General features: G+C 71.4%; 22 protein-coding genes. 5 read left to right on the top strand and 17 right to left on the bottom strand.

Annotated features, from left to right (window positions below):
* Positions 1-34: 34 nt before the first annotated feature.
* Entirely contained in the window at positions 35-1,777 is a 1,743-nt protein-coding gene (lysS, locus tag ACIQ1J_RS29155) for a lysine--tRNA ligase (protein WP_403561441.1), read from the bottom strand.
* A 254-nt stretch (positions 1,778-2,031) separates the two neighbouring features.
* On the opposite strand from lysS, the gene argS reads away from it, so the two are divergent.
* The gene (argS, locus tag ACIQ1J_RS29150; protein ID WP_403561439.1) at positions 2,032-3,795 is read left to right on the top strand and encodes an arginine--tRNA ligase; all 1,764 of its coding nucleotides are present in this window, start codon (positions 2,032-2,034) and stop codon (positions 3,793-3,795) included.
* Positions 3,796-3,934: 139 nt separating this feature from the next.
* Here argS and hemB read toward each other — a convergent pair whose 3' ends face one another.
* The 3 genes from hemB to ACIQ1J_RS29135 all read right to left on the bottom strand — a co-directional run bounded on the left by hemB (position 3,935) and on the right by ACIQ1J_RS29135 (position 7,185).
* A complete protein-coding gene (gene hemB, locus ACIQ1J_RS29145) occupies positions 3,935-4,927 on the bottom strand; it encodes a porphobilinogen synthase (RefSeq protein WP_403561437.1) in 993 nt (330 codons plus the stop codon).
* 108 nt (positions 4,928-5,035) lie between these two features.
* On the bottom strand, positions 5,036-5,986 hold the full coding sequence (locus tag ACIQ1J_RS29140) for a nitroreductase/quinone reductase family protein (RefSeq protein WP_403561435.1): 951 nt from the start codon (positions 5,984-5,986) through the stop codon (positions 5,036-5,038).
* A gap of 230 nt (positions 5,987-6,216) precedes the next feature.
* Positions 6,217-7,185, bottom strand: a complete 969-nt coding sequence (locus tag ACIQ1J_RS29135; RefSeq protein WP_403561433.1) for an NAD(P)-dependent alcohol dehydrogenase — start codon at positions 7,183-7,185, stop codon at positions 6,217-6,219.
* Positions 7,186-7,296: 111 nt separating this feature from the next.
* Between ACIQ1J_RS29135 and ACIQ1J_RS29130 the strand changes: the two genes are divergently transcribed.
* The gene (locus tag ACIQ1J_RS29130) at positions 7,297-7,989 is read left to right on the top strand and encodes a TetR/AcrR family transcriptional regulator (RefSeq protein WP_403561431.1); all 693 of its coding nucleotides are present in this window, start codon (positions 7,297-7,299) and stop codon (positions 7,987-7,989) included.
* An 83-nt stretch (positions 7,990-8,072) separates the two neighbouring features.
* Here the strand turns inward: ACIQ1J_RS29130 and ACIQ1J_RS29125 are convergent, their stop codons facing one another.
* From ACIQ1J_RS29125 to ACIQ1J_RS29105, 5 genes are all read right to left on the bottom strand, one after another.
* A complete protein-coding gene (locus ACIQ1J_RS29125) occupies positions 8,073-9,770 on the bottom strand; it encodes a uroporphyrinogen-III synthase (protein WP_403561429.1) in 1,698 nt (565 codons plus the stop codon).
* Positions 9,767-10,726 (bottom strand): hydroxymethylbilane synthase, encoded by a 960-nt coding sequence (gene hemC / locus ACIQ1J_RS29120; protein ID WP_403561427.1) that lies wholly within the window; start codon positions 10,724-10,726, stop codon positions 9,767-9,769. Before hemC ends, ACIQ1J_RS29125 begins: the two co-directional genes overlap by 4 nt.
* On the bottom strand, positions 10,723-12,447 hold the full coding sequence (locus ACIQ1J_RS29115) for a glutamyl-tRNA reductase (protein WP_403561425.1): 1,725 nt from the start codon (positions 12,445-12,447) through the stop codon (positions 10,723-10,725). The genes hemC and ACIQ1J_RS29115 overlap by 4 nt, the downstream gene beginning before the upstream one ends.
* Positions 12,444-13,214, bottom strand: coding sequence for a redox-sensing transcriptional repressor Rex (locus ACIQ1J_RS29110; RefSeq protein ID WP_403561423.1), 771 nt, complete (start codon positions 13,212-13,214; stop codon positions 12,444-12,446). Before ACIQ1J_RS29110 ends, ACIQ1J_RS29115 begins: the two co-directional genes overlap by 4 nt.
* A 274-nt stretch (positions 13,215-13,488) precedes the next feature.
* The gene (locus ACIQ1J_RS29105) at positions 13,489-13,821 is read right to left on the bottom strand and encodes a glutaredoxin family protein (protein WP_210964086.1); all 333 of its coding nucleotides are present in this window, start codon (positions 13,819-13,821) and stop codon (positions 13,489-13,491) included.
* A 174-nt stretch (positions 13,822-13,995) separates the two neighbouring features.
* On the opposite strand from ACIQ1J_RS29105, the gene ACIQ1J_RS29100 reads away from it, so the two are divergent.
* From ACIQ1J_RS29100 to ACIQ1J_RS29090, 3 genes are all read left to right on the top strand, one after another.
* Positions 13,996-14,928, top strand: coding sequence for an HAD family hydrolase (locus ACIQ1J_RS29100; protein WP_403561420.1), 933 nt, complete (start codon positions 13,996-13,998; stop codon positions 14,926-14,928).
* Positions 14,929-15,230: 302 nt separating this feature from the next.
* Positions 15,231-16,028: an ECF subfamily RNA polymerase sigma factor, BldN family gene (locus tag ACIQ1J_RS29095; RefSeq protein WP_193776438.1), complete on the top strand. Its 798-nt coding sequence runs from the start codon at positions 15,231-15,233 to the stop codon at positions 16,026-16,028.
* A 284-nt stretch (positions 16,029-16,312) separates the two neighbouring features.
* Positions 16,313-17,557, top strand: a complete 1,245-nt coding sequence (locus ACIQ1J_RS29090; RefSeq protein WP_403561418.1) for a DUF5667 domain-containing protein — start codon at positions 16,313-16,315, stop codon at positions 17,555-17,557.
* Positions 17,558-17,625: 68 nt separating this feature from the next.
* On the opposite strand, the gene ACIQ1J_RS29085 is transcribed toward ACIQ1J_RS29090, so the two are convergent.
* From ACIQ1J_RS29085 to ACIQ1J_RS29050, 8 genes are all read right to left on the bottom strand, one after another.
* Entirely contained in the window at positions 17,626-18,708 is a 1,083-nt protein-coding gene (locus ACIQ1J_RS29085) for a lysophospholipid acyltransferase family protein (RefSeq protein WP_403561416.1), read from the bottom strand.
* A 14-nt stretch (positions 18,709-18,722) separates the two neighbouring features.
* Positions 18,723-19,784 (bottom strand): NAD-dependent epimerase/dehydratase family protein, encoded by a 1,062-nt coding sequence (locus ACIQ1J_RS29080; RefSeq protein ID WP_210964082.1) that lies wholly within the window; start codon positions 19,782-19,784, stop codon positions 18,723-18,725.
* Positions 19,785-19,995: 211 nt separating this feature from the next.
* Positions 19,996-20,094: a 30S ribosomal protein bS22 gene (locus ACIQ1J_RS29075; protein WP_003948845.1), complete on the bottom strand. Its 99-nt coding sequence runs from the start codon at positions 20,092-20,094 to the stop codon at positions 19,996-19,998.
* Positions 20,095-20,202: 108 nt separating this feature from the next.
* Positions 20,203-20,415, bottom strand: a complete 213-nt coding sequence (locus tag ACIQ1J_RS29070) for a helix-turn-helix domain-containing protein (protein ID WP_004984898.1) — start codon at positions 20,413-20,415, stop codon at positions 20,203-20,205.
* A 129-nt stretch (positions 20,416-20,544) separates the two neighbouring features.
* Positions 20,545-21,360, bottom strand: a complete 816-nt coding sequence (locus tag ACIQ1J_RS29065; protein ID WP_403561413.1) for a phosphatase — start codon at positions 21,358-21,360, stop codon at positions 20,545-20,547.
* Positions 21,361-21,743: 383 nt separating this feature from the next.
* The gene (locus ACIQ1J_RS29060; RefSeq protein WP_403561689.1) at positions 21,744-22,916 is read right to left on the bottom strand and encodes an acetoin utilization protein AcuC; all 1,173 of its coding nucleotides are present in this window, start codon (positions 22,914-22,916) and stop codon (positions 21,744-21,746) included.
* Positions 22,867-24,111 (bottom strand): MFS transporter, encoded by a 1,245-nt coding sequence (locus ACIQ1J_RS29055; protein WP_403561411.1) that lies wholly within the window; start codon positions 24,109-24,111, stop codon positions 22,867-22,869. Before ACIQ1J_RS29055 ends, ACIQ1J_RS29060 begins: the two co-directional genes overlap by 50 nt.
* A gap of 79 nt (positions 24,112-24,190) precedes the next feature.
* A complete protein-coding gene (locus ACIQ1J_RS29050) occupies positions 24,191-24,838 on the bottom strand; it encodes an HAD family hydrolase (RefSeq protein WP_403561409.1) in 648 nt (215 codons plus the stop codon).
* Positions 24,839-24,956 lie beyond the last annotated feature (118 nt).

Raw genomic sequence — 24,956 nt, 5'->3', positions numbered from 1 at the left:
CCCCGTCGCCGCGTCGGCACGGTCCGGTCCGGGCCTACTCGCCGAGCAGGCCCCGCACCCGCTCCTGCCCCACCGCCAGCAGCAGCGTGGGCAGGCGCGGGCCGGTGTCGCGGCCGACGAGCAGGTGGTAGAGCAGCGCGAAGAAGGACCGCTGGGCGGTCTTGATCTCCGGCGGCAGTTCCTTGGGCGTGGCGTCGGCGGGGAAGCCGGCCTGGACCTTGGGCACGCCGTAGACGAGGTGGGTGAGCCCGTCCAGGGACCAGTGGTCGGCGAGCCCGTCGAGCAGCAGCCGCAGCGAGGCCCGGCCCTGTTCGTCGAGGGACTTCAGCAGGTCGGCGTCCGGTTCGGCGCGCACGATGGTCCGCTGGTCGGCGGGGACGTGGGTGTTGATCCACGCCTCGGCCTTGTCGTACCGCGGCCGGGCCTCTTCGAGCCCGCCCAGCGGGTCGGCCGGGTCCAGCTCGCTGAGGATGCGCAACGCCTGGTCCTCGTGTCCGGCGGTGATGTCGGCCACCGAGGCGAGCGTGCGGTACGGCAGCGGCCTGGGCGTCCTCGGCAGCTCGCCGGCGGCCGTGCGGACGGCGCGCGAGTGGGCGGCGACGTCGGCGGGCAGGGCGCTGCCGTCGGCGACCTTGGCGTCGAGGCGGTCCCACTCGTCGTAGAGCCGCTGGATCTCCTGGTCGAAGGCGATCTTGAAGGACTGGTTGGGCCGGCGGCGGGCGTACAGCCAGCGCAGGAGCTGCGGCTCCATGATCTGGAGCGCGTCGGCCGGGGTGGGCACCCCGCCCTTGGACGAGGACATCTTGGCCATGCCGCTGATGCCGACGAAGGCGTACATCGGCCCGATCGGCTGCTCGCCGCCGAAGATGCCGACGATCTGCCCGCCGACCTGGAACGAGGAGCCGGGAGACGAGTGGTCGACACCGCTCGGCTCGAAGATCACGCCCTCGTAGGCCCAGCGCATCGGCCAGTCGACCTTCCAGACCAGCTTGCCGCGGTTGAACTCGCTGAGCCGGACCGTCTCGGAGAAGCCGCACTCGGTGCAGGCGTAGGTCAGCTCGGTCGAGTCGTCGTCGTACGAGGTGACCGTGGTGAGGTCCTTCTCGCAGTTGCCGCAGTACGGCTTGTACGGGAAGTATCCGGCGGCCGAGCCCGAGCCGTCGTCCTCGGCGGCGGCGCCGGAACCCTCGGCGGCCTCCAGCTCGGCCTCGTCGACGGGCTTCTGCGACTTCTTGCCGGCCGTCTTCGGCTTGGTCCGGTACTGGCCGAGGATCGCGTCGATGTCCCGCCGGTGCCTCATGGCGTGCAGGATCTGCTCGCGGTAGACACCGGAGGTGTACTGCGCGGTCTGGCTGATCCCGTCGAACTCCACGCCCATCTCGGCGAGCGAGGCGGTCATCGCGGCCTTGAAGTGCTCGGCCCAGTTCGGGTGCGGAGAGCCCTTCGGGGCCGGGACGGAGGTGAGGGGCTTGCCGATGTGCTCGGCCCACGACTCGTCGACCCCGGAAATGCCGGCCGGCACCTTGCGGTAGCGGTCGTAGTCGTCCCAGGAGATGAGGTGCCGCACCTGGTGGCCCCGGCGGCGGACCTCGTCGGCGACCAGGTGCGGGGTCATGACCTCGCGCAGGTTGCCCAGGTGGATGGGACCGGACGGGGAGAGTCCGGACGCGACGACGACGGGTTTGCCCGGGGCACGGCGCTCCGACTCGGCGATGACCTCGTCCGCGAAACGGGAGACCCAGTCGGTGGTCTCTGTGCTCTGAGCCACGATCGGCACGTCCTCTTCCCTGAAAGTTCTGCTGAGCAGCCGGACGGTCGCACGGCTGACCGCTCCATTCTCCCAGCCCGGCCCGCATCCGCGAAAACCGCTTTTCACCAGCGCCCCGGAGGGGCGCGGGGCCGTGCCGGTCCGCGGCTCCGCCGCGTGGGCGCGACCAGCCCCCCACCGGCCCGCAGCCGAAAACCGCTTCCCCACCCGTGGGATACTGACCAGGTCTATCTGAACCCACGAGGAGAACGGCACCCACTCCTATGGCCTCGGTCGCGTCGCTCACCGATCTCGTCAACCAGCAGCTGACGTCCGCCCTCTCCGCCGCCCGGCCGGAGGCACCCGCGGACCCGCTGCTGCGACGCAGCGACCGGGCGGACTACCAGGCCAACGGCATCCTCGCCCTGGCCAAGAAGGCGAAGGCGAACCCGCGGGAGCTGGCGACCGAGGTCGTCTCGCACATCGTCACCGGCGATCTGATCAAGGACGTCGAGGTCTCCGGGCCCGGCTTCCTGAACATCACGATCGGCGACCGGGCGATCACCGGGAACCTCGCCGCGCGGTACGCGGACGACACCGGCCGCCTCGGCGTCCCGCCCGCCGAGCACCCCGGCACGACGGTGATCGACTACGCCCAGCCGAACGTGGCGAAGGAGATGCACGTCGGCCACCTGCGCTCCGCGGTGATCGGCGACTCGGTCGCACAGCTGCTGGAGTTCACCGGCGAGAGCGTCGTGCGCCGGCACCACATCGGCGACTGGGGCACCCAGTTCGGCATGCTCATCCAGTACCTGGAGGAGCACCCGCACGAGCTGGACCACGAGGCCGGCGAGGTGAGCGGCGAGGAGGCGATGTCCAACCTCGACCGCCTCTACAAGGCCGCGCGCAGGCACTTCGACTCCGACGAGGAGTTCAGGACGCGGGCCCGGCGCCGGGTGGTCGACCTCCAGGCCGGGGACCCGAAGACGCTCGCCGCGTGGCAGAAGTTCGTCGACGAGTCGAAGATCTACTTCTTCTCCGTCTTCGAGAAGCTGGACATGCAGATCCGCGACGCCGACATCGTCGGCGAGTCCGGCTACAACGACATGCTGGCCGAGACCTGCCGGATGCTCGAGGAGTCGGGCGTCGCCGTCCGTTCCGAGGGCGCGTTGTGCGTCTTCTTCGAAGACGTGAAGGGCCCGGACGGCAACCAGGTCCCGCTGATCGTGCAGAAGTCGGACGGCGGCTACGGCTACGCGGCCACCGACCTCTCCGCGATCCGCGACCGCGTCTTCAACCTGAAGGCGGACACGCTGCTGTACGTGGTCGACGCCCGCCAGTCCCTGCACTTCAAGATGGTCTTCGAGACCGCCCGCCGGGCCGGCTGGCTGAACGAGGACGTGACGGCGCAGCAGCTGGCCTTCGGCACGGTCCTCGGCAAGGACGGCAAGCCGTTCAAGACCCGTGCGGGTGAGACGGTCCGCCTGGTCGACCTCCTCGACGAGGCGATCGACCGCGCGTCCGCCGTCGTCCGGGAGAAGGCGCAGGACCTGTCCGAGCAGGAGATCGCCGAGCGGGGTACCCAGGTGGGCATCGGCGCGGTGAAGTACGCGGACCTGTCGACGTCGGCGAACCGGGACTACAAGTTCGACCTGGACCAGATGGTCTCGCTGAACGGCGACACGTCCGTCTACCTCCAGTACGCCTACGCCCGGATCCAGTCGATCCTGCGCAAGGCCGGCGACGTACGCCCCGGGGCCCACCCGGAGCTGGAGCTGCACGAGGCGGAGCGCGCCCTCGGCCTGCACCTCGACGCCTTCGCGGAGACGGTGGCGGAGGCGGGCCGCGAGTACGCCCCGCACAAGCTGACGGCGTACCTCTACCAGCTGGCGTCCCTGTTCACGTCGTTCTACGACAAGTGCCCGGTGATCAAGCCGGCGCCGCCGCGGGACGTGGCGGAGAACCGCCTGTTCCTGTCCGACGTCACGGCCCGCACCCTGCACCGGGGCATGGCCCTGCTGGGCATCCGGACGCCCGAGCGGCTCTGACCCCTCGCCCCCGGCCGCCTTCACCCGGGCCGGCCGACGGTCACCTACTGGCAGACCAGCATGGACGGCGCCCTCGGCCGCTGAAGGGGTGCCCACACGCCACGCACCCCCTGCACGAAGCACCGGGCGAGGTCGCCGCTCAGCGCAGCGTGCGAGCGACCTCGGTGGCCCAGTAGGTCAGGATGTTGCGCGCGCCGGCCCGCTTGATGCCGGTGAGCGCCTCCAGGATGGCCCGGTCGCGGTCGATCCAGCCCTTCTCGGCGGCGGCCTCGATCATCGAGTACTCGCCGGAGATCTGGTAGGCGGCGACGGGCACGTCCACGGCCTCGGCGACCCTGGCGAGGATGTCGAGGTAGGGGCCGGCCGGCTTGACCATCACCATGTCGGCGCCCTCCTCCAGGTCGAGGGCCAGCTCCCGCATCGCGTCCCGCACATTGGCGGCGTCCTGCTGGTAGGTCTTCCGGTCCCCCTTGAGCGAGGACCCGACGGCCTCCCGGAAGGGCCCGTAGAAGGCGGACGCGTACTTGACGGTGTAGGCGAGGATCGCGACGTCCTCGCGCCCGATCTGGTCGAGGGCGTCACGGACGACCCCGACCTGACCGTCCATCATCCCGCTGGGTCCCACCACATGGGCACCCGCGTCGGCCTGCACCTGCGCCATCTCGGCGTACCGCTCAAGGGTGGCGTCGTTGTCGACCCGCCCCTGAGCGTCCAGCACCCCGCAGTGCCCGTGGTCGGTGAACTCGTCGAGGCACAGGTCGGACATGACGAGCAGTTCGTCCCCGACCTCGGCCCGCACGTCCCGCAGCGCGACCTGCAGGATCCCGTCCGGGTCGGTCCCCGCCGTCCCGGCCGCGTCCTTCTTCTCGTCCTCCGGCACCCCGAAGAGCATGATCCCGGAGACCCCCGCCTCCACCGCCTCCGCGGCGGCCTTCTTCAGCGTGTCCCGGGTGTGCTGCACGACCCCGGGCATCGCCGCGATCGGCACCGGCTCGCTGACGCCCTCGCGTACGAAGGCGGGGAGGATGAGGTCGGCGGGGTGCAGCCGGGTCTCGGCGACCATCCGACGCATGACGGGAGTGGTCCGCAGCCGCCGGGGCCGGGTGCCGGGAAAGGATCCGTACGTCGACATACCTCCTACGCTACGCCCGCCCCACCCGTGCCTTTGCCGACGGGAAGTCGGCCCACGCGGCCCCTGTCCTGAAGCCGACAGCCACCGCGAGGGCCCGGACGGTCCGGGTCAGGGCATGACCGGCGGCCACGGCACGTCGGCCAGCAAAGGGATCAGCGCGTCCTCCTCGTAGTCGAGGTGTGCGTTCAGCTCCGCGGACATCGCCGCCAGTTCCGTGCGGAAGCGCTGCGGGTCGGCGATGGCTATGCCGGCCAGCAGGTTCGCCAGGTCGCCCTGGATGCGGGCGACCGTGCGGTGTTCGGCGTCGAGCCGGTCGAAGACGTCGGTGAGGTGGGGGTGGTGGCGGGCGATGCCCGGGAACAAGTGCCCGTCCTCACTGTCGTGATGGAACTCCAGCGCCTGGCAGAACGCCAGGCACCGCTGCCGGATCTGCAACCCGAGCCCCGGCACCGGCGCCTCACCGGCACCCCGGTGCGCGTCCCGTGACGCGAAATGAGCGTCGGTCTCCGCCCGCACCTGACGCAACTGGCCGCGCAGCCAGGTGTGGACCTCCATGACCTTGTCGGCGAGGGTGCGGACCTCGCCGGGCCCCTCCCAGTCGTCGGGCTCGGCGCGCTCCAGCACCACGACCGGCAGCAGCCGGTCGGTCCCGGCCTGGTAGTCGCCGTAGCCGGGCGCCACCCGCACTACGTGCGCGAACAACTCCTCGCGCCGGGCGCCCTCGGCGGGCACGGCGAGCGCCTGGAAGGCCTGGGTGCCGATCTCCACCTCGACCAGGGGACGGGCGAGCAGGTTGTGGTACCAGCCGGGATGCCGCGGACCACCGAGGTTGGACCCGACGACGAGGAGGGAGTCCCCGTGCCGGACGTAACCGAGGGGCGTGGTCCGCGCGGCTCCCGACCGGGCGCCGGTGGTCGTCAGCAGGAGCAGGTCCTCGCCCTCGAAGGGGCCGCCGACCTTTCCCCCGTTGGCGCGGAACTCGCCGATGACGGACTGCTGGAAGGACTGGGCCGGCTCGGAAAGCTCAGAAGGCCGGGAAGGCTGAAAAGACGTGGGCATACGGTTCTGTGTCTCCATGACGGCAGGCCGCGGCGCGCGGCACGGTGCCGGAAAGGGCGAAGCGAGAAGGACGACGACGTGCGAACGCGCTACGTCGTGTCAGGGCGCGGAGCAGGAACTCATCACGTACCCCTTGAGTGAGGGCGCTCGCCCGATCGCCGGCCGGCCCACTGCTCTTTGACCGGCGCCACGCGGCACCGCCCTCATTACACGCACCCTCCCGCCGCCTGTCAACGCACCGCGGCGCCGACCCGGACCACGTGCTTGCCGCGGACCCCACCGGCCTCCAGGGCCCGGTGCGCGTCGGCGACACGGTCGAGAGGGTGGGCCGTGTCCACGACGGGGACGATGTCGCCGCGCTCCGCGTAGCGGGTGACCTCGCTCAGCAGCGCTGTGTCGGGGTTGCCGCTGAAGGCCCGGATGCGTCCCCTGCCGTGCACGGTGGAGGCGAGGACCGTGCCGAGGCCGGCCAGGGGCCGGTCGAAGTCGATACTGACGGCCACCATGCGCCCGCCCGGAGCCAGCAGCCGGCGGACCCGGGACTGCTCGGTGCCGACCGTGTCCACGATGACGTCGAAGCGGCCGAGCCCGGAGAGCGGAGTCGCCCGGTGGTCCAGCGCCTCGTCGGCGCCCAGGCCGCGCACGAAGTCGAGGTTCCTCCCGCCCGCGAGAGCGGCGACGTGCGCACCGAAGAGCCGGCCGATCTGGACGGTGACGCTGCCCACGCCCCCGCTGCCGCCGCGCACCAGGAGCCGCTCACCGGGCTGGAGGGCAGCCTTGTCGCGCAGGGCGGTCACCGCCGTGGTTCCGCCCGCGAGCAGCGAAACGGCCTGCTCCGGGGTGAGGTTCTCCGGCGCGGGCGCGATCTGGCGAGCGCTTACGGCGACGTACTCGGCCATGCTGCCGGTCCCGCGCCCCAGCAGCCCCCACACCCGGTCCCCCGCACGCACCCCGGCGACCGAGGACCCGACCTCGGTCACCTCTCCCGCGAAGTCGATGCCGCTCGCCTTGGGGAAGGCGCGGCCGGTCACCAGGCGCACCTTCCCGGTCCGGTCGAGCAGGTCGCCGCCGTTGACACCGGCGGCGTGCACCCGCACCAGCACCTGCTCGGGACTGATGACGGGTACGGGCCGCCTGCCGACGTAGAGGACGTCCGGGGGGCCGAAACGGTCGAAGAGGACCGCGTTCATCTCGCTCATGTCTTGTCCCATATCGCGTTCGGGGAGCGCGGGCACCGCTCGAACCCGCTGCTACGCTCATCCTGGACCCGTAAGTGGACGACATCCTCCACTTCGCCGGAAGTGAGAAACATGCCTGATCAGACCTCTCACAAACCCCCCGAGCACACCGCCGGAGGCCCTCCGGCGGATCGGGACCTGCGCGCCGACGCCCGCCGCAACCGCGAACGCGTCCTGGAGGCCGCCCGCGAGACGTTCGCGGCCCAGGGCGTCGACGCCCCCATGAGCGCCGTCGCCCGCCGAGCCGGCGTCGGCGTCGCCACCCTCTACCGGCGCTTCCCGACCCGCTCCGCGCTCGTCACCGCCGCCTTCACCGAACAGCTCTCACTGTGCGCGTCCGCTCTCGACGAGGCCCTCGCCGACCCCGACCCGGGGCACGGCCTGTACACGCTCCTCGAGAAGGTGTGCACCACGCTGGTGACCGACCGCGGCTTCGAGACCGTACTCATGGCCCGCTTCCCCGAAGCTCTCGACTACGACGAGGAACGCGCCTGCGCCGAGGAAGGCCTGGCCCGCCTGGTCCGACGCGCCCGCGAGGCCGGACAGCTCCGCGAGGACTTCGATCCCGCGGACATCGCGCTCCTCCTCCTGGCCGTCACCGGCCTCGCCGGCCAACCCCGCGAAACCGCCCTGGCCGCCTCGCGCCGCCTGCTCACCTACCTCTTCCAGGCCTTCCGGCCACCGCCCCCCGGCCGCCCGGCCCCGCTGCCGCCCGCCCCACCGATGGGGCTGAGCGAGGTGCGCCGGCCGACGGGACGCCCGTAGTCACGCTCCGGGACCGGCGGGTAGCGACAGCGAGGCGGGGCGCCCCCGAAGGAACGCCCCGCCTCACCTCACCTCGCCTCACCTCACGTGGAGGACCGACGCCGCCGCGCCCCCGGCCGCCGCTCGCTCGGCCGCGTCACCGGGTCCCCGGCCTCCAGGGCCGACGCGCGGCGCCGCAGGCCGAAGTCGGCCAGGGCCTCCGCCAGCTTGTGGACGGACGGCTCGGGAGCCATGACGTCCACCCGCAGACCGTGCTCCTCGGCCGTCTTGGCGGTCGCCGGGCCGATGCACGCGATCACCGTCACGTTGTGCGGCTTGCCGGCGATGCCGACCAGGTTCCGCACCGTGGACGACGACGTGAACAGCACCGCGTCGAAGCCACCGCCCTTGATGGCCTCCCGCGTCGTGGCCGGCGGCGGCGAGGCGCGCACCGTCCGGTAGGCGGTGACGTCGTCGACCTCCCAGCCCAGCTCGATCAGACCGGCGACCAGCGTCTCGGTCGCGATGTCGGCGCGCGGCAGGAAGACACGGTCGATCGGGTCGAAGACCGGGTCGTACGGCGGCCAGTCCTCCAGCAGACCGGCGGCCGACTGCTCACCGCTCGGCACCAGGTCCGGCTTCACGCCGAAGGCGATGAGGGCCTTCGCCGTCTGCTCGCCCACCGCGGCGACCTTGATGCCCGCGAAGGCACGGGCGTCCAGCCCGTACTCCTCGAACTTCTCCCGGACCGCCTTCACCGCGTTGACCGACGTGAACGCGATCCACTCGTAGCGGCCCGTCACCAGGCCCTTGACCGCCCGCTCCATCTGCTGGGGCGTGCGCGGCGGCTCGACGGCGATGGTCGGGACCTCGCTCGGCACGGCGCCGTACGAGCGCAGCTGGTCGGAGAGCGACGCCGCCTGCTCCTTCGTGCGCGGCACGAGAACCTTCCAGCCGAACAGCGGCTTGGACTCGAACCACGACAGCTTCTCGCGCCGGGCGGAGGCGGAACGCTCGCCGACCACGGCTATCACCGGCCGGCCACCGTCCGGGGACGGCAGCACCTTCGCCTGCTTCAGCGTCTGCGCGACCGTGCCGAGGGTGGCGGACCAGGTGCGCTGCCGGGTCGTCGTACCGGCGATCGTCACCGTCATCGGGGTGTCCGGCTTGCGGCCCGCCGAGACCAGCTCACCGGCGGCCGCGGCCACCGAGTCGAGCGTCGTCGACACGACGACCGTCCCGTCGGAGGCACCGACCTCGGTCCAGCAGCGGTCCGACGCCGTACGGGCGTCCACGAACCGCACGTCGGCACCCTCGGCGTCCCGCAGCGGCACACCGGCGTACGCCGGCACGCCGACGGCGTTCGCGATACCGGGGACGACCTCGAAGGGCACCCCGGCCGCGGCGCACGCCAGCATCTCCTCGGCGGCGTACGTGTCGAGCCCGGGATCCCCGGTCACCGCACGCACGACCCGCCTGCCGCCCCGCGCGGCCTCCATGACAAGATGTGCGGCATCCCGCACGGCGGGGACGCCCGAGGTCGTTGACGCGCTGTCAACTACCTTCAGCTGGGGCGTGCTTGTGCCCGGATCCGAGGGATCGGTGTCCGTGTGCACTTCCGACACGCCCTGCCTCGCGTGCGTGCGTACGACGTCGAGCACCTCGTGCTCGGCGACGAGGACGTCCGCGTGTGACAGCGCCTCCACGGCGCGCAGAGTCAGCAGTCCCGGATCTCCGGGTCCGGCACCCAGGAAGGTGACGTGCCCTTGTTCCGGACCGGCGGGAAAGGTGGTGGGGCTCACTGTGCTCGCTCCCCCATCAGACCGGCCGCGCCCTGGGCGAGCATCTCGGTGGCGAGTTCGCGACCGAGTGCCAGTGCCGCCTCGTGCGTTTCAGGCACGGGACCGGTGGTGGACAGCTGCACCAGCGTCGAGCCGTCGGTCGTGCCGACGACGCCGCGCAGGCGCATCTCCTTGACAATCTGCCCGTCGGCCAGGAGGTCGGCCAGCGCGCCCACCGGGGCGCTGCAGCCGGCCTCCAGGGCGGCGAGCAGTGACCGCTCGGCCGTCACGGCGACCCGCGTGAACGGGTCGTCGAGTTCGGCGAGCGCGGCGATCAGCTCCGTGTTGTCCGCGGTGCATTCGATCGCCAGTGCCCCCTGGCCGGGGGCGGGCAGAACCGTGTCGACCGACAGGAAGTCGGTCACCTCGTCGATGCGGCCCACCCGGTTCAGCCCGGCGGCGGCCAGCACGACCGCGTCGAGCTCGCCGCTGCGGACGTACCCGATGCGGGTGTCGACGTTGCCCCGGATCGGGACCGTCTCGATCTCCATCCCGTGGGTGCGGGCGTACGCGTTCAGCTGCGCCATGCGCCGCGGCGCGCCCGTACCTATCCGCGCCCCGCGGGGCAGGTCGGTGAGCTTGCGCGCGTCCCGGGCGACGACCACGTCCCGCGGGTCCTCGCGCTCCGGAACGGCGGCCACCACCAGGCCCTCGTGCTGCGCGGTGGGGAGGTCCTTGAGCGAGTGAACCGCGAAGTCCACCTCACCCCGCAGCAGCGCGTCGCGCAGCGCGGCCACGAACACGCCCGTGCCGCCGATCTGCGCGAGCGCCTCGCGGGAGACATCCCCGTACGTGGTGATCTCGACCAGCTCAACGGGCCGACCGGTCACCTGGCTCACGGCGTCCGCCACCTGCCCGGACTGGGCCATGGCGAGCTTACTTCGCCTGGTCCCCAGCCTCAGTGCCTTCTCAGTCATGCCGGCCCTCGGTTCTTCTCAGTGCTGTTCTCGGCGCGGGAGACGGAGGCCACCGTCTCGGGGTCGAGGTCGAACAGGGTGCGCAACGCGTCCGCGTACCCGGCACCGCCGGGCTCGGCGGCGAGTTGCTTGACCCGTACCGTCGGTGCGTGCAGCAGCTTGTCGACCACACGCTTGACGGTCTGGGTGATCTCGGCGCGGTGTTTGTCGTCGAGGCCCGGCAGCCGCCCCTCCAGCCGGGCGATCTCGCCCGCCACGACGTCGGCGGCCATGCTGCGCAGCGCGACCACGGTGGGCGTGATGTGCGCGGCCCGCAGGGCCGCCCCGAACGCGGCGACCTCGTCGGCCACGATGCGGCGGACCATGTCGACGTCGGCCGCCATGGGTGCGTCCGCGGAGGCGTCGGCGAGCGACTCGATGTCCACCAGCCGCACCCCGGACAGCCGGTGCACGGCGGCGTCGATGTCCCGCGGCATGGCGAGGTCGAGGAGGAAGAGCACGGGCTGCGGGCGCGGCACCTCGGCGACCGGCTCGGGCCGTCGCCGCTCGGGGATGCGCCCGACACTCGCGGCCGTCGCGGCGAGCGCGGTGATCAGCTCGGCGTCCGCCTCGGCGCCCGGCCGTCCGGCCTCGCGCGTCCGGTCCGCGACCGCGCCGCCCGCGGCCCAGGCCCCGTGCTGCTCCAGCGTCGCCGCGTCCATGCCGGCCACGGCGGCCTCCCCCATGACGGAGAAGCCGGTCGGTACGGAGGACAGGTCGAGTGGGCAGTTGTCGTCCGTGCCGGCGCCCGGCACAGGCGTTTCGGCTGCCTCCCGTACGACGCCGGCGGCGGCGCCCGCCTCGGAGGGCGCGTCGCCGGACTCGGCGGCGGGGACCCCCGTACGGCGCTCCACCGCGGCCGCCACGGCGTCGGCCGTGAGGACGATCCCGGTCGCGCCGGTGCAGGAGACGGCCACGTCGGCACGTGTCAGCTCGAGCGGCACCGAGTCCATCGGTACCGCGCGGGCCAGCACGTCCGTGTCGTCGCCCTCCGTCAGGATCTGCGCGAGCCGCTCGGCGCGTTCGAAGGTGCGGTTGGCCACGACGATTTCGCCGACCCCGGCCCGCGCCAGCGTGGCGGCGGCCAGCGAGGACATCGAGCCCGCGCCGATGACCAGGGCCCTCTTGCCCCGCGCCCACTGCTGGACGTCGGCTCCCGCGGACAGCTGCTCCAGGCCGAAGGTGACCAGGGACTGCCCGGCGCGATCGATGCCGGTCTCGGAGTGGGCCCGCTTGCCGACGCGCAGCGCCTGCTGGAACAGGTCGTTCAGGAGCCGGCCGGCGGAGTGCAGGTCCTGCGCCCGGGCCAGCGAGTCCTTTATCTGGCCGAGGATCTGGCCCTCGCCCACCACCATCGAGTCGAGCCCGCAGGCCACCGAGAAGAGGTGGTGGACGGCCCGGTCCTCGTAGTGCACATAAAGATGAGGAGTGAGCTCATCCAGGCCGACCCCGCTGTGCTGGGCGAGCAGCGTGGACAGCTCGGCGACACCGGCGTGGAACTTGTCCACGTCGGCGTACAGCTCGATGCGGTTGCAGGTGGCCAGGACCGCGGCCTCGGTGGCCGGTTCGGCGGCGACCGTGTCCTGCAACAGCTTGAGCTGCGCGTCCGCGCTCAGGGACGCCCGCTCCAGCACGCTGACCGGCGCGCTGCGGTGGCTCAGTCCGACGACGAGGAGACTCATGCCGGCATCACGGCGGGCACGTCCCCGTCGGGTCCCTGGTCGGTGGCGGGGCGCTGCTTGCGGGCGACGGCGGGCGGCACGACGCCGGCGTCGGCCGCGGCCTCCTCGCCCGCCTTGCGCTGCTCGTGGAAGGCGAGGATCTGCAGCTCGATGGAGAGGTCGACCTTGCGCACGTCGACGCCCTCGGGGACGTTCAGCACGGTCGGCGCGAAGTTGAGGATCGAGGTGACACCGGCGGCCACGAGCCGGTCGCAGACCTGCTGGGCGGCACCGGCGGGGGTCGCGATCACACCGATCGAGACACCGTCGTCCTGGATGATCTTCTCCAGCTCGTCGGTGTGCTGCACCGGGATACCGGCGACGGGCTTTCCGGCCATTGACGGATCGGCGTCGATCAGCGCCGCGACGCGGAACCCGCGGGAGGCGAAGCCGCCGTAGTTGGCGAGCGCGGCGCCGAGGTTACCGATACCGACGATCACTACCGGCCAGTCCTGGGTGAGCCCCAGCTCGCGGGAGATCTGGTAGACGAGATACTCGACGTCGTAGCCGACACCCCGGGTCCCGTAGGAGCCGAGGTAGGAGAAGTCCTTGCGCAGCTTCGCGGAGTTGACTCCGGCCGCGGCCGCCAGCTCCTCGGAGGAGACCGTGGGCACCGAGCGCTCGGAGAGCGCGGTGAGGGCGCGGAGGTACAGCGGAAGCCTGGCGACGGTGGCCTCGGGAATCCCTCGGCTGCGGGTCGCCGGTCGGTGTGTTCGGCCAGTTGCCACGGTGCTCCTGCGGGTAGAGCGGGGCTGTAGGCGGTCATACGTCCCTACATGACCGCCCCGTCGAATGCAGGCTATGTCTTTGTGAACGCGTGCACAAAGATGGTGTCCGATTTGCCCGGCCAACGTGACCGGGCTCACGCGCGCCCGGCGCACGAGCCGGGAACCGGCGCATACGCGCACGCGCTCCTCTCCCATCGGGGGCAAAGCCGCACACGCTCCTCACGATCAACGCCCCCGAGACCAAGTCACCATCGATCCTAAGCGACCATCCGGACTACTTGGACTGCTCGGTCAGTGCCTTACGCAGGCGTTCCTCGTTCACACGCCAGAAGGTGTGCTGCCTGCCGTCGACGAGGACGACCGGGATCTGTTCCCAGTACTCGTCGTGGAGTTGGCGGTCCTGGGTGATGTCCTTCCCCTCCCAGGGGACACCGAGGTCGGCACACACCTTCTCGACGACGAGCTGTGCGTCATCACACAGATGACAGCCGGGTTTGCGGATGAGGGTGACGAGATGGTTCTCGGAGTGCTCATGAGACTGCGCGGGCTGCGGGCCCCCCGGGGTCTGCGGGGGCTTTCGGCGGAAGAGGGGACTCATGCCGGCCATTCTCGCGCGCACGGCGGCGTACGCCGGCCCCTCGGCGACGGGCGGGCCGCCTGCCGGGCCGGGGGGCCGACGCGCCCGCGCGGGCACCTCTTTAACGGCCCGGCCGCCCAGAGTTCACAGCCTGCGAACCTCTCCACTCCGAAGCCTCCGAACAAACTGGCTATGCTCACGGGCATGGCCGCTCTTCGATGGCTCACCCCCCGTAGGCGCTCCGCCACGGCGCGGAGCGTGTTGGCAGGCGAGGCCTCGGCGGAGGCAGCCCGTAAATCCGCCCAGTCCGCACAGGACACTTCCGCCCCCGCCACGGGCGCGGAAGTGGAGTTCCCGGTCCACGGCGACGACAGGGCGGCCGCCTTCTTCGACCTCGACAACACCGTGATGCAGGGCGCCGCGATCTTCCACTTCGGCCGGGGCCTGTACAAGCGGAAGTTCTTCGAGACCCGCGACCTCGCCCGGTTCGCGTGGCAGCAGGCGTACTTCCGGCTGGCCGGGCTCGAGGACCCGGAGCACATGCAGGACGCCCGCGACTCCGCCCTGTCGATCGTCAAGGGCCACCGCGTCTCCGAGCTGAAGTCGATCGGCGAGGAGATCTACGACGAGTACATGGCCGAGCGGATCTGGCCCGGCACCCGCGCCCTCGCCCAGGCCCATCTGGACGCGGGCCAGAAGGTCTGGCTGGTCACGGCCGCCCCGGTGGAGATCGCCCAGGTGATCGCCCGCCGCCTGAGCCTGACCGGCGCGCTGGGCACGGTGGCCGAGTCGGTCGGCGGCGTCTACACGGGCAAGCTGGTCGGCGAACCGCTGCACGGCCCCGCGAAGGCCGAGGCGGTACGCGCACTGGCGACGGCGGAGTGCCTGGACCTGACCCGCTGCGCCGCCTACAGCGACTCCCACAACGACATCCCGATGCTGTCGCTGGTCGGCCACCCCTACGCGATCAACCCGGACTCCAAGCTGCGCAAGCACGCCCGCGAACTGGAGTGGCGCCTGCGCGACTACCGCACCGGCCGCAAGGCGGCCAAGGTCGGCATCCCCGCGGCCGCGGGCGTCGGCGCGGTGGCCGGCGGCACCGCGGCGGCCATCGCACTGCACCGCCGCCGCCGTTGACCCAATCGGTGTGACGTACCCGCGCGACACCCCCTCCAGTCCACTTTCCTCACATCGACCACAACACGCTCTGTAGTCACCAGGAATCCGAACCGTTCCGGTCATTAACTGATCACTTTGCAGCATCCGATCGAGCGTCAATCGGGCAGAGAAGCGACGTAATCGATGATTTGAGCAACTGGGCGTAGCAGTGCCTGCACGAAGCGTTATTCTCCTCAGACGCATTCCGGTACCCCACCTTCGCTACGACGGGTGAATGGTTCCGTACTGCACGTGATGGAAGCTCTGCCTCTGGGAGTCCCGTGTACCCACACGTCGGGGTTGACGCCTCGGGCCTGGCTACGCTGCGCGCAACGGTCAAATCAGCCCAAGACCTGTTGCGCGGCTTCGTCCCCACCGCGTACGCCGTCCCCGCCCTCGCCGCGGCCACCGCCCCCGTGGGCCCGTGCTACGCACTGGCCGACGGAAGCGCCGCCGTCGGCAGACGCGCGCGGTCGTCCTCGTCCGGGACCGCCGCCGCAACCACCCACCGCCGCCCCGCCGCGGACAGCGACAGCGCCCGCATGATGGACCTGGTCGAACGCGCCCAGGCCGGCGAGGCCGACGCCTTCGGGCGGCTCTACGACCAGTACAGCGACACCGTGTACCGCTACATCTACTACCGCGTCGGCGGGAAGGCGACCGCCGAGGACCTCACCAGCGAGACCTTCCTGCGGGCCCTGCGGCGCATCGGCACCTTCACCTGGCAGGGCCGCGACTTCGGCGCCTGGCTGGTGACCATCGCCCGCAACCTCGTCGCCGACCACTTCAAGTCCAGCCGCTTCCGGCTGGAGGTCACCACCGGCGAGATGCTCGACGCCAACGAGGTCGAGCGGTCCCCCGAGGACTCCGTCCTCGAATCGCTCTCGAACGCCGCCCTGCTGGACGCCGTGCGACGGCTCAACCCGCAGCAGCAGGAGTGCGTGACCCTGCGCTTCCTCCAGGGCCTCTCGGTCGCCGAGACCGCGCGCGTCATGGGCAAGAACGAGGGTGCCATCAAGACGCTCCAGTACCGGGCCGTACGCACCCTCGCCCGGCTGCTGCCGGACGACGCACGCTGAACCGTGGGCGCCCCGAGGCACCGCGACGCACCCCGCCCACACCCACCCACCGCAGCGACCCTCCGCATTTCCCAAATCACCGTAGGTGAAAGTCGGTTGGGTCCGCGGTCCGATCATCCACCGTCCGTAACCCAAGTGCCGCGCCGCTCGTTGTGCGGGATGCAGGCTCCCTGTGGTCGCTCCCCGACCGACTCCGATCACACGATCGGGTGGTCCCGATCAGGGAGTGCAACCCTCAGGACCCCCTGGGGAGTCGACCGTCATGACGAGAGGAGGTGCCGCCAGTGATCGCGAACGTATCGGCACACCGGCGGGCGAACGCCTTCGCCCGGGCTCTGGAGGAGCAGTCCGATCCCGGGGCGGCGACCGAGCAGTCCGGAGGACCGGCAGCCGCCGGGGCCACCGCGGAACCGACCGAGCAGGGTCGTCTCTTGACCCTCGCCACCGGTCTGGAGACGCTGCCCCGGCCACAGCTGGATCCCGAGGTCAAGGTCGTCCAGCGGGCCCAGCTGGTGGCCGCGTTCGAGGCCATGCTGCAAGAGGGCACCGCGGGCGGCGGGGCGGCGGACACTTCGGTCCCGGAGCAACGCCGGGCGCGCGGCACCCACCGGGCGGCCCCGCTGAAGAGGTTCCGGCCGCGCTCGCGGCTGGCCAAGGGCCTCACCGCGGGCGGACTGAGCGTGAGCGTGGCCGCCGGCGCCTTCGGCGGAGTCGCCGCCGCCAGTTCGGACGCCCTTCCCGGCGACTCGCTCTACGGCCTCAAGCGCGGCATAGAGGACTTCCGCCTCGGCCTCGCCGAAGGGGACGACGAGCGCGGCCGGGCCTATCTGGACCTGGCGTCGACCCGGCTGAACGAAGCACGCCGGCTGATGGAACGCGACCGCAGCGGGCCCCTCGACCACGAGTCCCTCGGCGAGGTCCGCCGCGCCCTGTCCGGCATGCGCCACGACGCGTCCGAGGGCCATCGCCTACTCAGCGCGGCCTACGCCCGGGACCCCGACTCACTGGCCCCCATGCAGGCCCTCTCCGCCTTCTCCCGCTCCCACCGGGAGGCCTGGGGAGCACTGCGCGAGCGCCTGCCCGTGCAGCTCGGGGACGTCAGCGAGCAGGTGTCGTCGGTCTTCGACGCCATAGAGAACGACGTGGCACCGCTGCAGTCCATGCTGCCGCAGCCGCCCACCCGGGACCACGGCACCGGAGACGGCGGCCGACAGGGCGGCTCCGAGTCGACGACCACCGACACCCCGGGCTCCGGCCACTCGCCGGCCCCCGGCGACGGCGACGACGGTACGTCCGAGCGCGGCCGCACGGACAGCGGCAGCCCCAGCGAGTCGGCCGACTCCGGCAAGGAGAACGACGGCCTGCTCGGCGGCGGCACGGGCGGCCTGCTCGACCCGCCGAAGGACGCCGGCACCGCCTCTCCGCCGACGGGCGACAACACCCTGCCTGACGAGCCGGACGTCACCCTCCCGCCCCTCCTGCCGGGCCTCCTGCCGGGCCTTGGCATCGAGGGCGAGGACGCCGACTGAGCCGGTGGGGGTGCCCCCTGCGTCGCGCAGAGGGCACCCCCACCGACGCACCGACGCACCGACGCACGTCAGAAGAACACCGACCTCCGCTGCACCAGCAGCTTGTAGAGCGTGTGCTGAATCTGCTCCCTCACCTGGTCGGTCAAGTTGAACATCAGCATCGGGTCCTCGGCCGCCTCCGGCGGATAGCCGTCCGTCGGGATCGGCTCGCCGAACTGGATCGTCCACTTCGTCGGCAACGGCACCGCGCCCAGCGGCCCCAGCCACGGAAAGGTCGGCGTCAGCGGGAAGTACGGAAAGCCCAGCAGCCGCGCCACCGTCTTGGCGTTGCCCACCATCGGGTAGATCTCCTCCGCCCCGACGATCGAGCACGGAACGATCGGCACACCCTGCCGCAGCGCCGTGGACACGAAGCCGCCGCGCCCGAAACGCTGGAGCTTGTAGCGCTCGCCGAACGGCTTGCCGACGCCCTTGAAGCCCTCCGGCATCACCCCGACCAGCTCGCCCTGACCGAGCAGCCGTTCGGCGTCCTCCGCACAGGCCAGCGTGTGCCCGAGCTTGCGCGCCAGCTCGTTGACCACCGGCAGCACGAACACCAGGTCCGCCGCCAGCAGGCGCAGGTGCCGGTCGGCCGGATGATGGTCGTGCACCGCGACCTGCATCATCAGCCCGTCCAGCGGCAGCGTCCCGGAGTGGTTGGCGACGATCAGCGCGCCGCCCTCGGACGGGATGTTCTCCACGCCCTTCACCTCGACTCGGAAGTACTTCTCGTACACCGGCCGCAGCAGGGACATCAGCACCTGGTCGGTGAGTTCGGCGTCGTAGCCGAAGTCGTCGACCTCGTAGTCGCCGGTGAGCCGGCGGCGCAGGAACGCCAGACCGCCCGCGATACGCCGCTCCAGACCACCGTCCGCGTCCTGTGCCCGCGGCTCGGGCGCCCCGGACGACTCGGGCGACTCATGTGACACCGGCACATCATCCTGCGCGGCCCCCCGCACCGGCAGGGGCTGCACCTCACGTACCGGCACCGAGCCCGCCGTGCCCTTGCGGCGGCTCCCCGCGCCGCGGCGCCGCGCCGGTCGCTGGGCCGCGTCCTGGCCGCTCCCCCGCGACCGGTCGTCGTCGAACGGAATGACCTTGGCGTCCGCCATCGTTGATGCGCTCCTCAGTTGGCGCTCTGGGTCGGGAGGTGGCCGCTGCCCCGCAAGGACAGCTCCGCGATCCGGTCGACGGCCCCCGCGAGGGCCTCGGGCGGCAGCAGCCCGGCACCGCGACCGCGCGCGAAGTCCGCGAACGCCCCGGCCGTCGTGTACTTCGGCCGGAAACCCAGGGTTTCACGCATCTGCGTGGTGTCCACCGCCCGCCCGTGGGTGAGCAGCCGGATCTGCTCGGGGGAGAAGTCCGTCATTCCCAGCGTACGCACGAGCGAGCCCGCCCAGGTGACCGCGGGCAGCAGCAGCGGCACCGTGGGGCGGCCCAGCCGGCGCGAGCACTGGGAGAGCAGCAGGACACCGTCGCCGGCGATGTTGAAGGTGCCGCTGTTCAGCGTGGACCGCCGCGGCTCGTGCGAGGAGATCCGCAACACCTCGATCACGTCGTCCTCGTGTACGAACTGCAACCGCGGGTCGTAGCCGAACACCGTCGGCAGCACCGGCAGCCCGAAGTACGAGGCGAGCGGCGTGTCCGCGCTCGGGCCGAGGATGTTGGCGAACCGCAGTACGGTCACCGCCACGTCCGGGCGACGCCGCGCGAACCCTCGTACGTACCCCTCGACCTCGACCGCGTCCTTGGCGAAGCCGCCGCTCGGCAGCGACTTGGGCGCGGTGGTCTCGGTGCAGACGGCCGGGTCGCGCGGCGCGGACCCGTAGACGTTCGTACTGGACTTCACCACGAGCCGCTGCACGGTCGGCGACTTCTGGCAGGCACCGAGCAGCTGCATCGTGCCGATGACGTTGGTCTCTTTGACCGACGTACGGCTGCCGCTGCCCAGCGGCGTGCCCGTGACGTCGAGGTGGACGACCGTGTCGGCCCCCGTCTCGGCGAGGATGCGCCCGATGGCCGACTGCCGGATGTCCGCCTGGACGAAGTCCGCGCCGCCCAGATGGTGCTCCGGCGCGACGGCGTCCACGCCGACGACCCGGTCCACGTCCGGGTCACGCTGGATGCGCCGCACGAACCGGCCCCCCAGCTGACGGGCCACTCCGGTCACGAGCACGACCTTGCCCAAGATCAGCGCCTTCCTTCCGCCCTACTCCGTAGCCTGCCGCGTTCCCCGTCTGCCGGCCAACTTAGCCGGTCGGTGTTGCGCTGTGATGACCGCCGGATGCAGCAAGTGACGGGAATTCGCGGTCGTCGGCGCCCCGGCCCCCTGGATACGACTGTGGCCCCCCACCGGATGCGGTGGAGGGCCACAGGACACGCTGACGGCGCAGCGTCGCTTACTTCTTGTTGCGACGCTGAACGCGCGTGCGCTTGAGCAGCTTGCGGTGCTTCTTCTTGGCCATCCGCTTGCGCCGCTTCTTGATAACAGAGCCCACGACTATCCTCGCTCACTTCTCATCACTCGGTTGGTGAGCGCCATGGGCCCACACGACCTACGAGGGGCTAGCCTACCCGCCCGAGCGCTGAGGTCGTAATCGAGGTCGTCAGGCCGTTTCCACCCCCACATAGCTCTCGCGAAGGTACTCGTGAACCGCTTGCTCCGGGACGCGGAACGACCGTCCCACCCGGATCGCGGGCAGATGACCGCTGTGCACCAACCGGTACACGGTCATCTTGGACACGCGCATCACCGAGGCGACCTCCGCCACGGTAAGGAACTGAACCTCGTTCAGAGGCCTCTCGCCAGCTGCAGCCATGACACACCTGAACCTTCCGCACTCGACGGCCACCGGCTTCCCCTTCCGGTGACTCTTCGTCGCTGCGTGCTCACTCCCCAATGTAGGGGCGGGTGATGCGAATGGGGAAGAGGTGCACCCTTCGCTTCCCTACCGTGACAGACACGCCCGATTGAGTACGTAGCGGGTAAGCGGCCGGTAGTACTCGGACCGCACGGCGTCATCAACTGGAACGACGACGGACACGAACCCCTCCGCCTCACCGACGAAGAGCGCGGGATCGTCCGTATCGGCCGGCCCGATGGCCTCGAACCCCAGCTGACCTGCTCCGCAGACCCAGCCGTGATCCCCGATCACCAGCTCGGGAAGCGGCCCGCCGGCGTCGGCCGCGGCGGCCAGCACGGTGCGAACCGGGAGCGGCGAATGCGTGTGTGCGCCGGGCTCACCACCGGCGCGCCCGGCGCCGGGTTCCCGCACCAACGCGACTCCCCGGACGTAGTCGAGGTTGTACGTGCGTAGACCGAACCGGGTCGTTATGTCGACACAGCGACCCTGCGCCGGGGTGAGGACAGTACATCCCGCCGCCGACAACGCCTCGGACAAGGCGGCGTAGAAGCCGAGCAGTCGGTGAGGGTGCCCGGTGCCGAGGAGGACCGGGGCGCGACGCTGAGCGACCGCGGCGAGCCGGCCGGCGAAAGCATCCAGCGCGGCCAGTGTCCGATCGGGGTCAATCACATCCTGGCCCGAAGTGTCGCGCGGATCGGCCGAAACCCCACACCTCTCCGCCATCAGCCCGAGCAGGTCCCCCTGCCCCCAGCCCCCTGCCGGGTCGATCCCGATCAGCACCCGCGGGTCCCGTGCGGCGAACAACCGGTAACTCCGCAGACTCACCTCCCGGGAAGTCGCCACGACCCCGGCAAGACGAACGTCCAGAAGATGAGCCCGAAGAGCTCGACGGGTCAGCACGAACCCGATGCTGCCGGTTCCTCCCACCCCGCACCGGGGAACGCACGAATCTCCCCACGGTCGGCGTAACGTCCCCGCCTCGCCCCTGAGCTGCGGCCAGTCGCATCCACCGCAGGGGCGGGCAGCCGTGCCGTAGCCGCAGGCAGCCGTGCCGTAGCCGCGGGCAGTCGTGCCGCTGGGGCGGCACGGGTGGGCGCAGCGGCACCCGGCCAGCGCCGGCCCACGTCAACCCACCCCCGGCGCACCCTCACGCCGGGCAACGGGCAGACCCCGGCACCCCGGCACCCCGGCACCCCGGCACCCCGGCACCCCGGCACCGAACACCACGCGAGCTCCCGAAGCCGCGGTCACGCCCTAAGCCACGGTCACGCCAGAAGCCACCGTCACGCCAGAAGCCCCCGCAACGGAAACACCGCCCGCCGAGCCGCCACCACCGCCTGGTCCAACCGATCGGCAGGGTCGTACCCCGCCTCCCAGGAGGCCCACCCCACCGGCCACCGCCCATCGGTCATCCGCATCGGCCCGAGCTGCCGCGTCCGCGCGAACACCTCCTGCCGCCACCCCTCCGGGATCACCGTCTCCGGCTCCACCGGCCGCCCCGCCGCGATCCCCACCAGATGCGTCCACGACCGCGGCACCACATCCACCACCGCGTATCCCCCGCCCCCCAGCGCCACCCACCGGCCCCCGGCGTACTCGTGCGCCAGCTCATGACACGCCACCTGCACCGCCCGCTGCGCATCCAACGACACCGCCAGATGCGCGAGCGGATCCTCGAAGTGCGTGTCCGCACCGTGCTGCGTCACCAGCACCTGCGGCCGGAAGTCCGCGATCACCTCCGGCACCACCGCGTGGAACGCGCGCAGCCACCCCGCGTCCCCGGTTCCCGCCGGCAACGCGACATTCACCGCCGACCCCTCCGCACAGTCCGCCCCGGTCTCCTCCGGCCACCCGGTCTGCGGGAACAACGTCGCCGGATGCTCGTGCAGCGAGACCGTCAGAACCCGCGGGTCCTCCCAGAACGCCGCCTGCACCCCGTCCCCGTGATGCACGTCCACATCCACATACGCGACCCGCTCGGCTCCCAGCTCCAGCAGCCGCGCGATCGCCAGCGCCGCGTCGTTGTACACGCAGAAGCCCGAAGCCGCGCCGGGCATCGCATGGTGCAGCCCGCCCGCGAAGTTCACCGCGTGCAGCGCGTCACCGCGCCACACCGCCTCCGCCGCCCCCACCGACTGCCCGGCGATCAGCGAGGACACCTCGTGCATCCCCGCGAAGGCCGGATCATCGATCGTCCCGAGCCCGTACGACCCGTCCGCCGAGCCCGGATCCACGGAGGCCGCCCTCACCGCGTCGATGTAGTCCTGCCGGTGGACGAGCCGCAGCGTCGACTCCCCGGCCGGCCGCGCCGCGACGACCTCCACCTCGCGGTCGAGCCCCAGGGCCCCGACCAGTCCTCGCGTCAGGGCGAGACGGACCGGATCCATCGGGTGATCCGGGCCGAAGTCATAGCCCGTTACTGCCTCGTCCCACATCAGCTGTGCGCGGCCGCTCATGCCCGCCACCGTATCGGTCAGGTTGAGCCTCGAACGACCGGGCGTACACGACCGTCACCAGCACCAACACCATCGGTACGAGCATGGCCCCGCGATAGCTCCAGGCATCCCCCAGCGCACCCACCAACGGCGAACCGATCAGAAAACCGACGTAGTTGAAGACATTGAGCCGCGCCACCGCCGCGTCGGACGCCCCGGGCCGGCCGTCCCTCTCCGCAGCCAGCCGCCCCGCAGCCGCGAACGTCTGCGGCACCAGCACACACAACCCCAGCCCCAGCCCCATGAACCCGAGCATCCCCACCCAGGCCCCCGGCGCTCCCGCCACCACGGCGAACCCACCCGCCGCGACGACCGCCCCGCCCCGCACCACCGCCACGGCCCCGAACCGCCGCACCCCGAAGTCCCCGACGGCACGCCCCACCAGCGTGGTCACCATGTACACGTTGTACGGCACAGTGGCCAGCTGCTCCGAACTACCCAGCACGTCCTGGAGGTACTTCGCGCTCCAGTTGGAGACGGTCGAGTCCCCGATGTACGCGAACGTCATCACCAGACACAGCGGCAACAGCACCTTGAATCCGACGCCCGCGCCGTCCCCCTTCCGCGCCCCCTCCGCACCGGGCTCCCCGCCATGGGCCGTCCCGTCGACGTACCACCGGCTCCCCACCAGGGCGGCCGGCACCAGCACCGCCACGACCGGCAGATACGACACCCACAACGCCAGATCCCAGTGCGCCCCCGCCCAGGCCAGCGAGGCCCCCAGAATCCCGCCCAGGCTGTACGCCGCGTGGAACCCCAGCATGATGCTGCGCCCGTACGACCGCTGCAGGCTCACCCCGAGCATGTTCATCGACGCGTCCAACGCACCCACGGCGAGCCCGAATCCGGCCAGCGCGACGGCCAGCACCGCCACCCGGTCCCCCGCCCCGACACCGAGCAGCGCCAGCAGCACCACGGGCTGGGACCAGCGCAGCAACCGACTCGGCCGCACCCGCCGCACCATGCGCCCGGTCACCACACTCCCCACACCGGCCAGGATCGGCACGGCGGCCAGGAAGACGGGCAGCAGCGCGTCGGAGACGCCGTACTGGTCCTGGATGGCCGGGATGCGCGTGACGAGCAGAGCGAACGCGACGCCCTGAGCGAAGAAACCGAACGCCAACGAGACCCTGCCGCGCCGCAGCACATCAGTCATGGCGGCGAGCGTAGGGCTCCCGCCTACCCGTGGGTAGATCCAACCAAAGGTGAATTCGGCTCAGCTCTGTTGAGTTCTGTCAGCGCAACAGCAGATCGGCCAGTTCCCCCATGTCCCCGAAGAGCCGGGTCGCCCCGGCGAGCTTCTCCGCCGGCGTCATAGCGGTGAACCCGTACACATCCATCCCGGCCGCGACAGCCGCCCGGACGCCGAGCGGGCTGTCCTCGACTACGACACACCGCTCCGGCGCGGCCCCCATCCGCTCGGCGGTGTGCAGGAACAGATCCGGCGCCGGCTTTCCCCGCCCCACGTCCTGGGAACTGAAGATCCGCCCGTCGTCGAACCACCGGTCCAGCCCGGTCTTCCGATGCCCCACCCGGATTCGCTCATGACTCCCGGACGAGGCCACGCAGTACGCCACCCCGTCCGCCGCGAGCTTCTCGAGCACACCGAAAGCTCCGGGCACCGGCTCCAGGTCCCGCTCGAAGGCGGCGAACACCCGCCCGTGGAAGACGTCGTCGAAGTCCCCGGGCAGCCGTCGGCCCGTCCGCTCCAGGACGAGGTCATGAACCCGGTGCATCGCGGCACCCATGTAGTCCCGGATGGAGTCGTCGTATGACGTGGGGTGGCCCAGCTCGGTCAGGTAGCCGGCCAGCAGCCGATTGGAGATCGGCTCGCTGTCGACGAGCACGCCGTCGTTGTCGAAGATAACCAGGTCGTAGCGCATACAAGGACAGTAAACGCGACCGTAAACGCAGAAAACCCCGCACCGTTCCCGGTGCGGGGTTTCCTCGCAATGATTGTTCGGCGGCGTCCTACTCTCCCACAGGGTCCCCCCTGCAGTA

It is taken from the genome of Streptomyces sp. NPDC097107 (genome assembly GCF_044762405.1).
Classification (GTDB): domain Bacteria; phylum Actinomycetota; class Actinomycetes; order Streptomycetales; family Streptomycetaceae; genus Streptomyces; species Streptomyces thinghirensis.
The sequence above is the reverse complement of the archived record's forward strand: the minus strand, read 5'-3'. Positions and strand labels throughout refer to the sequence as shown.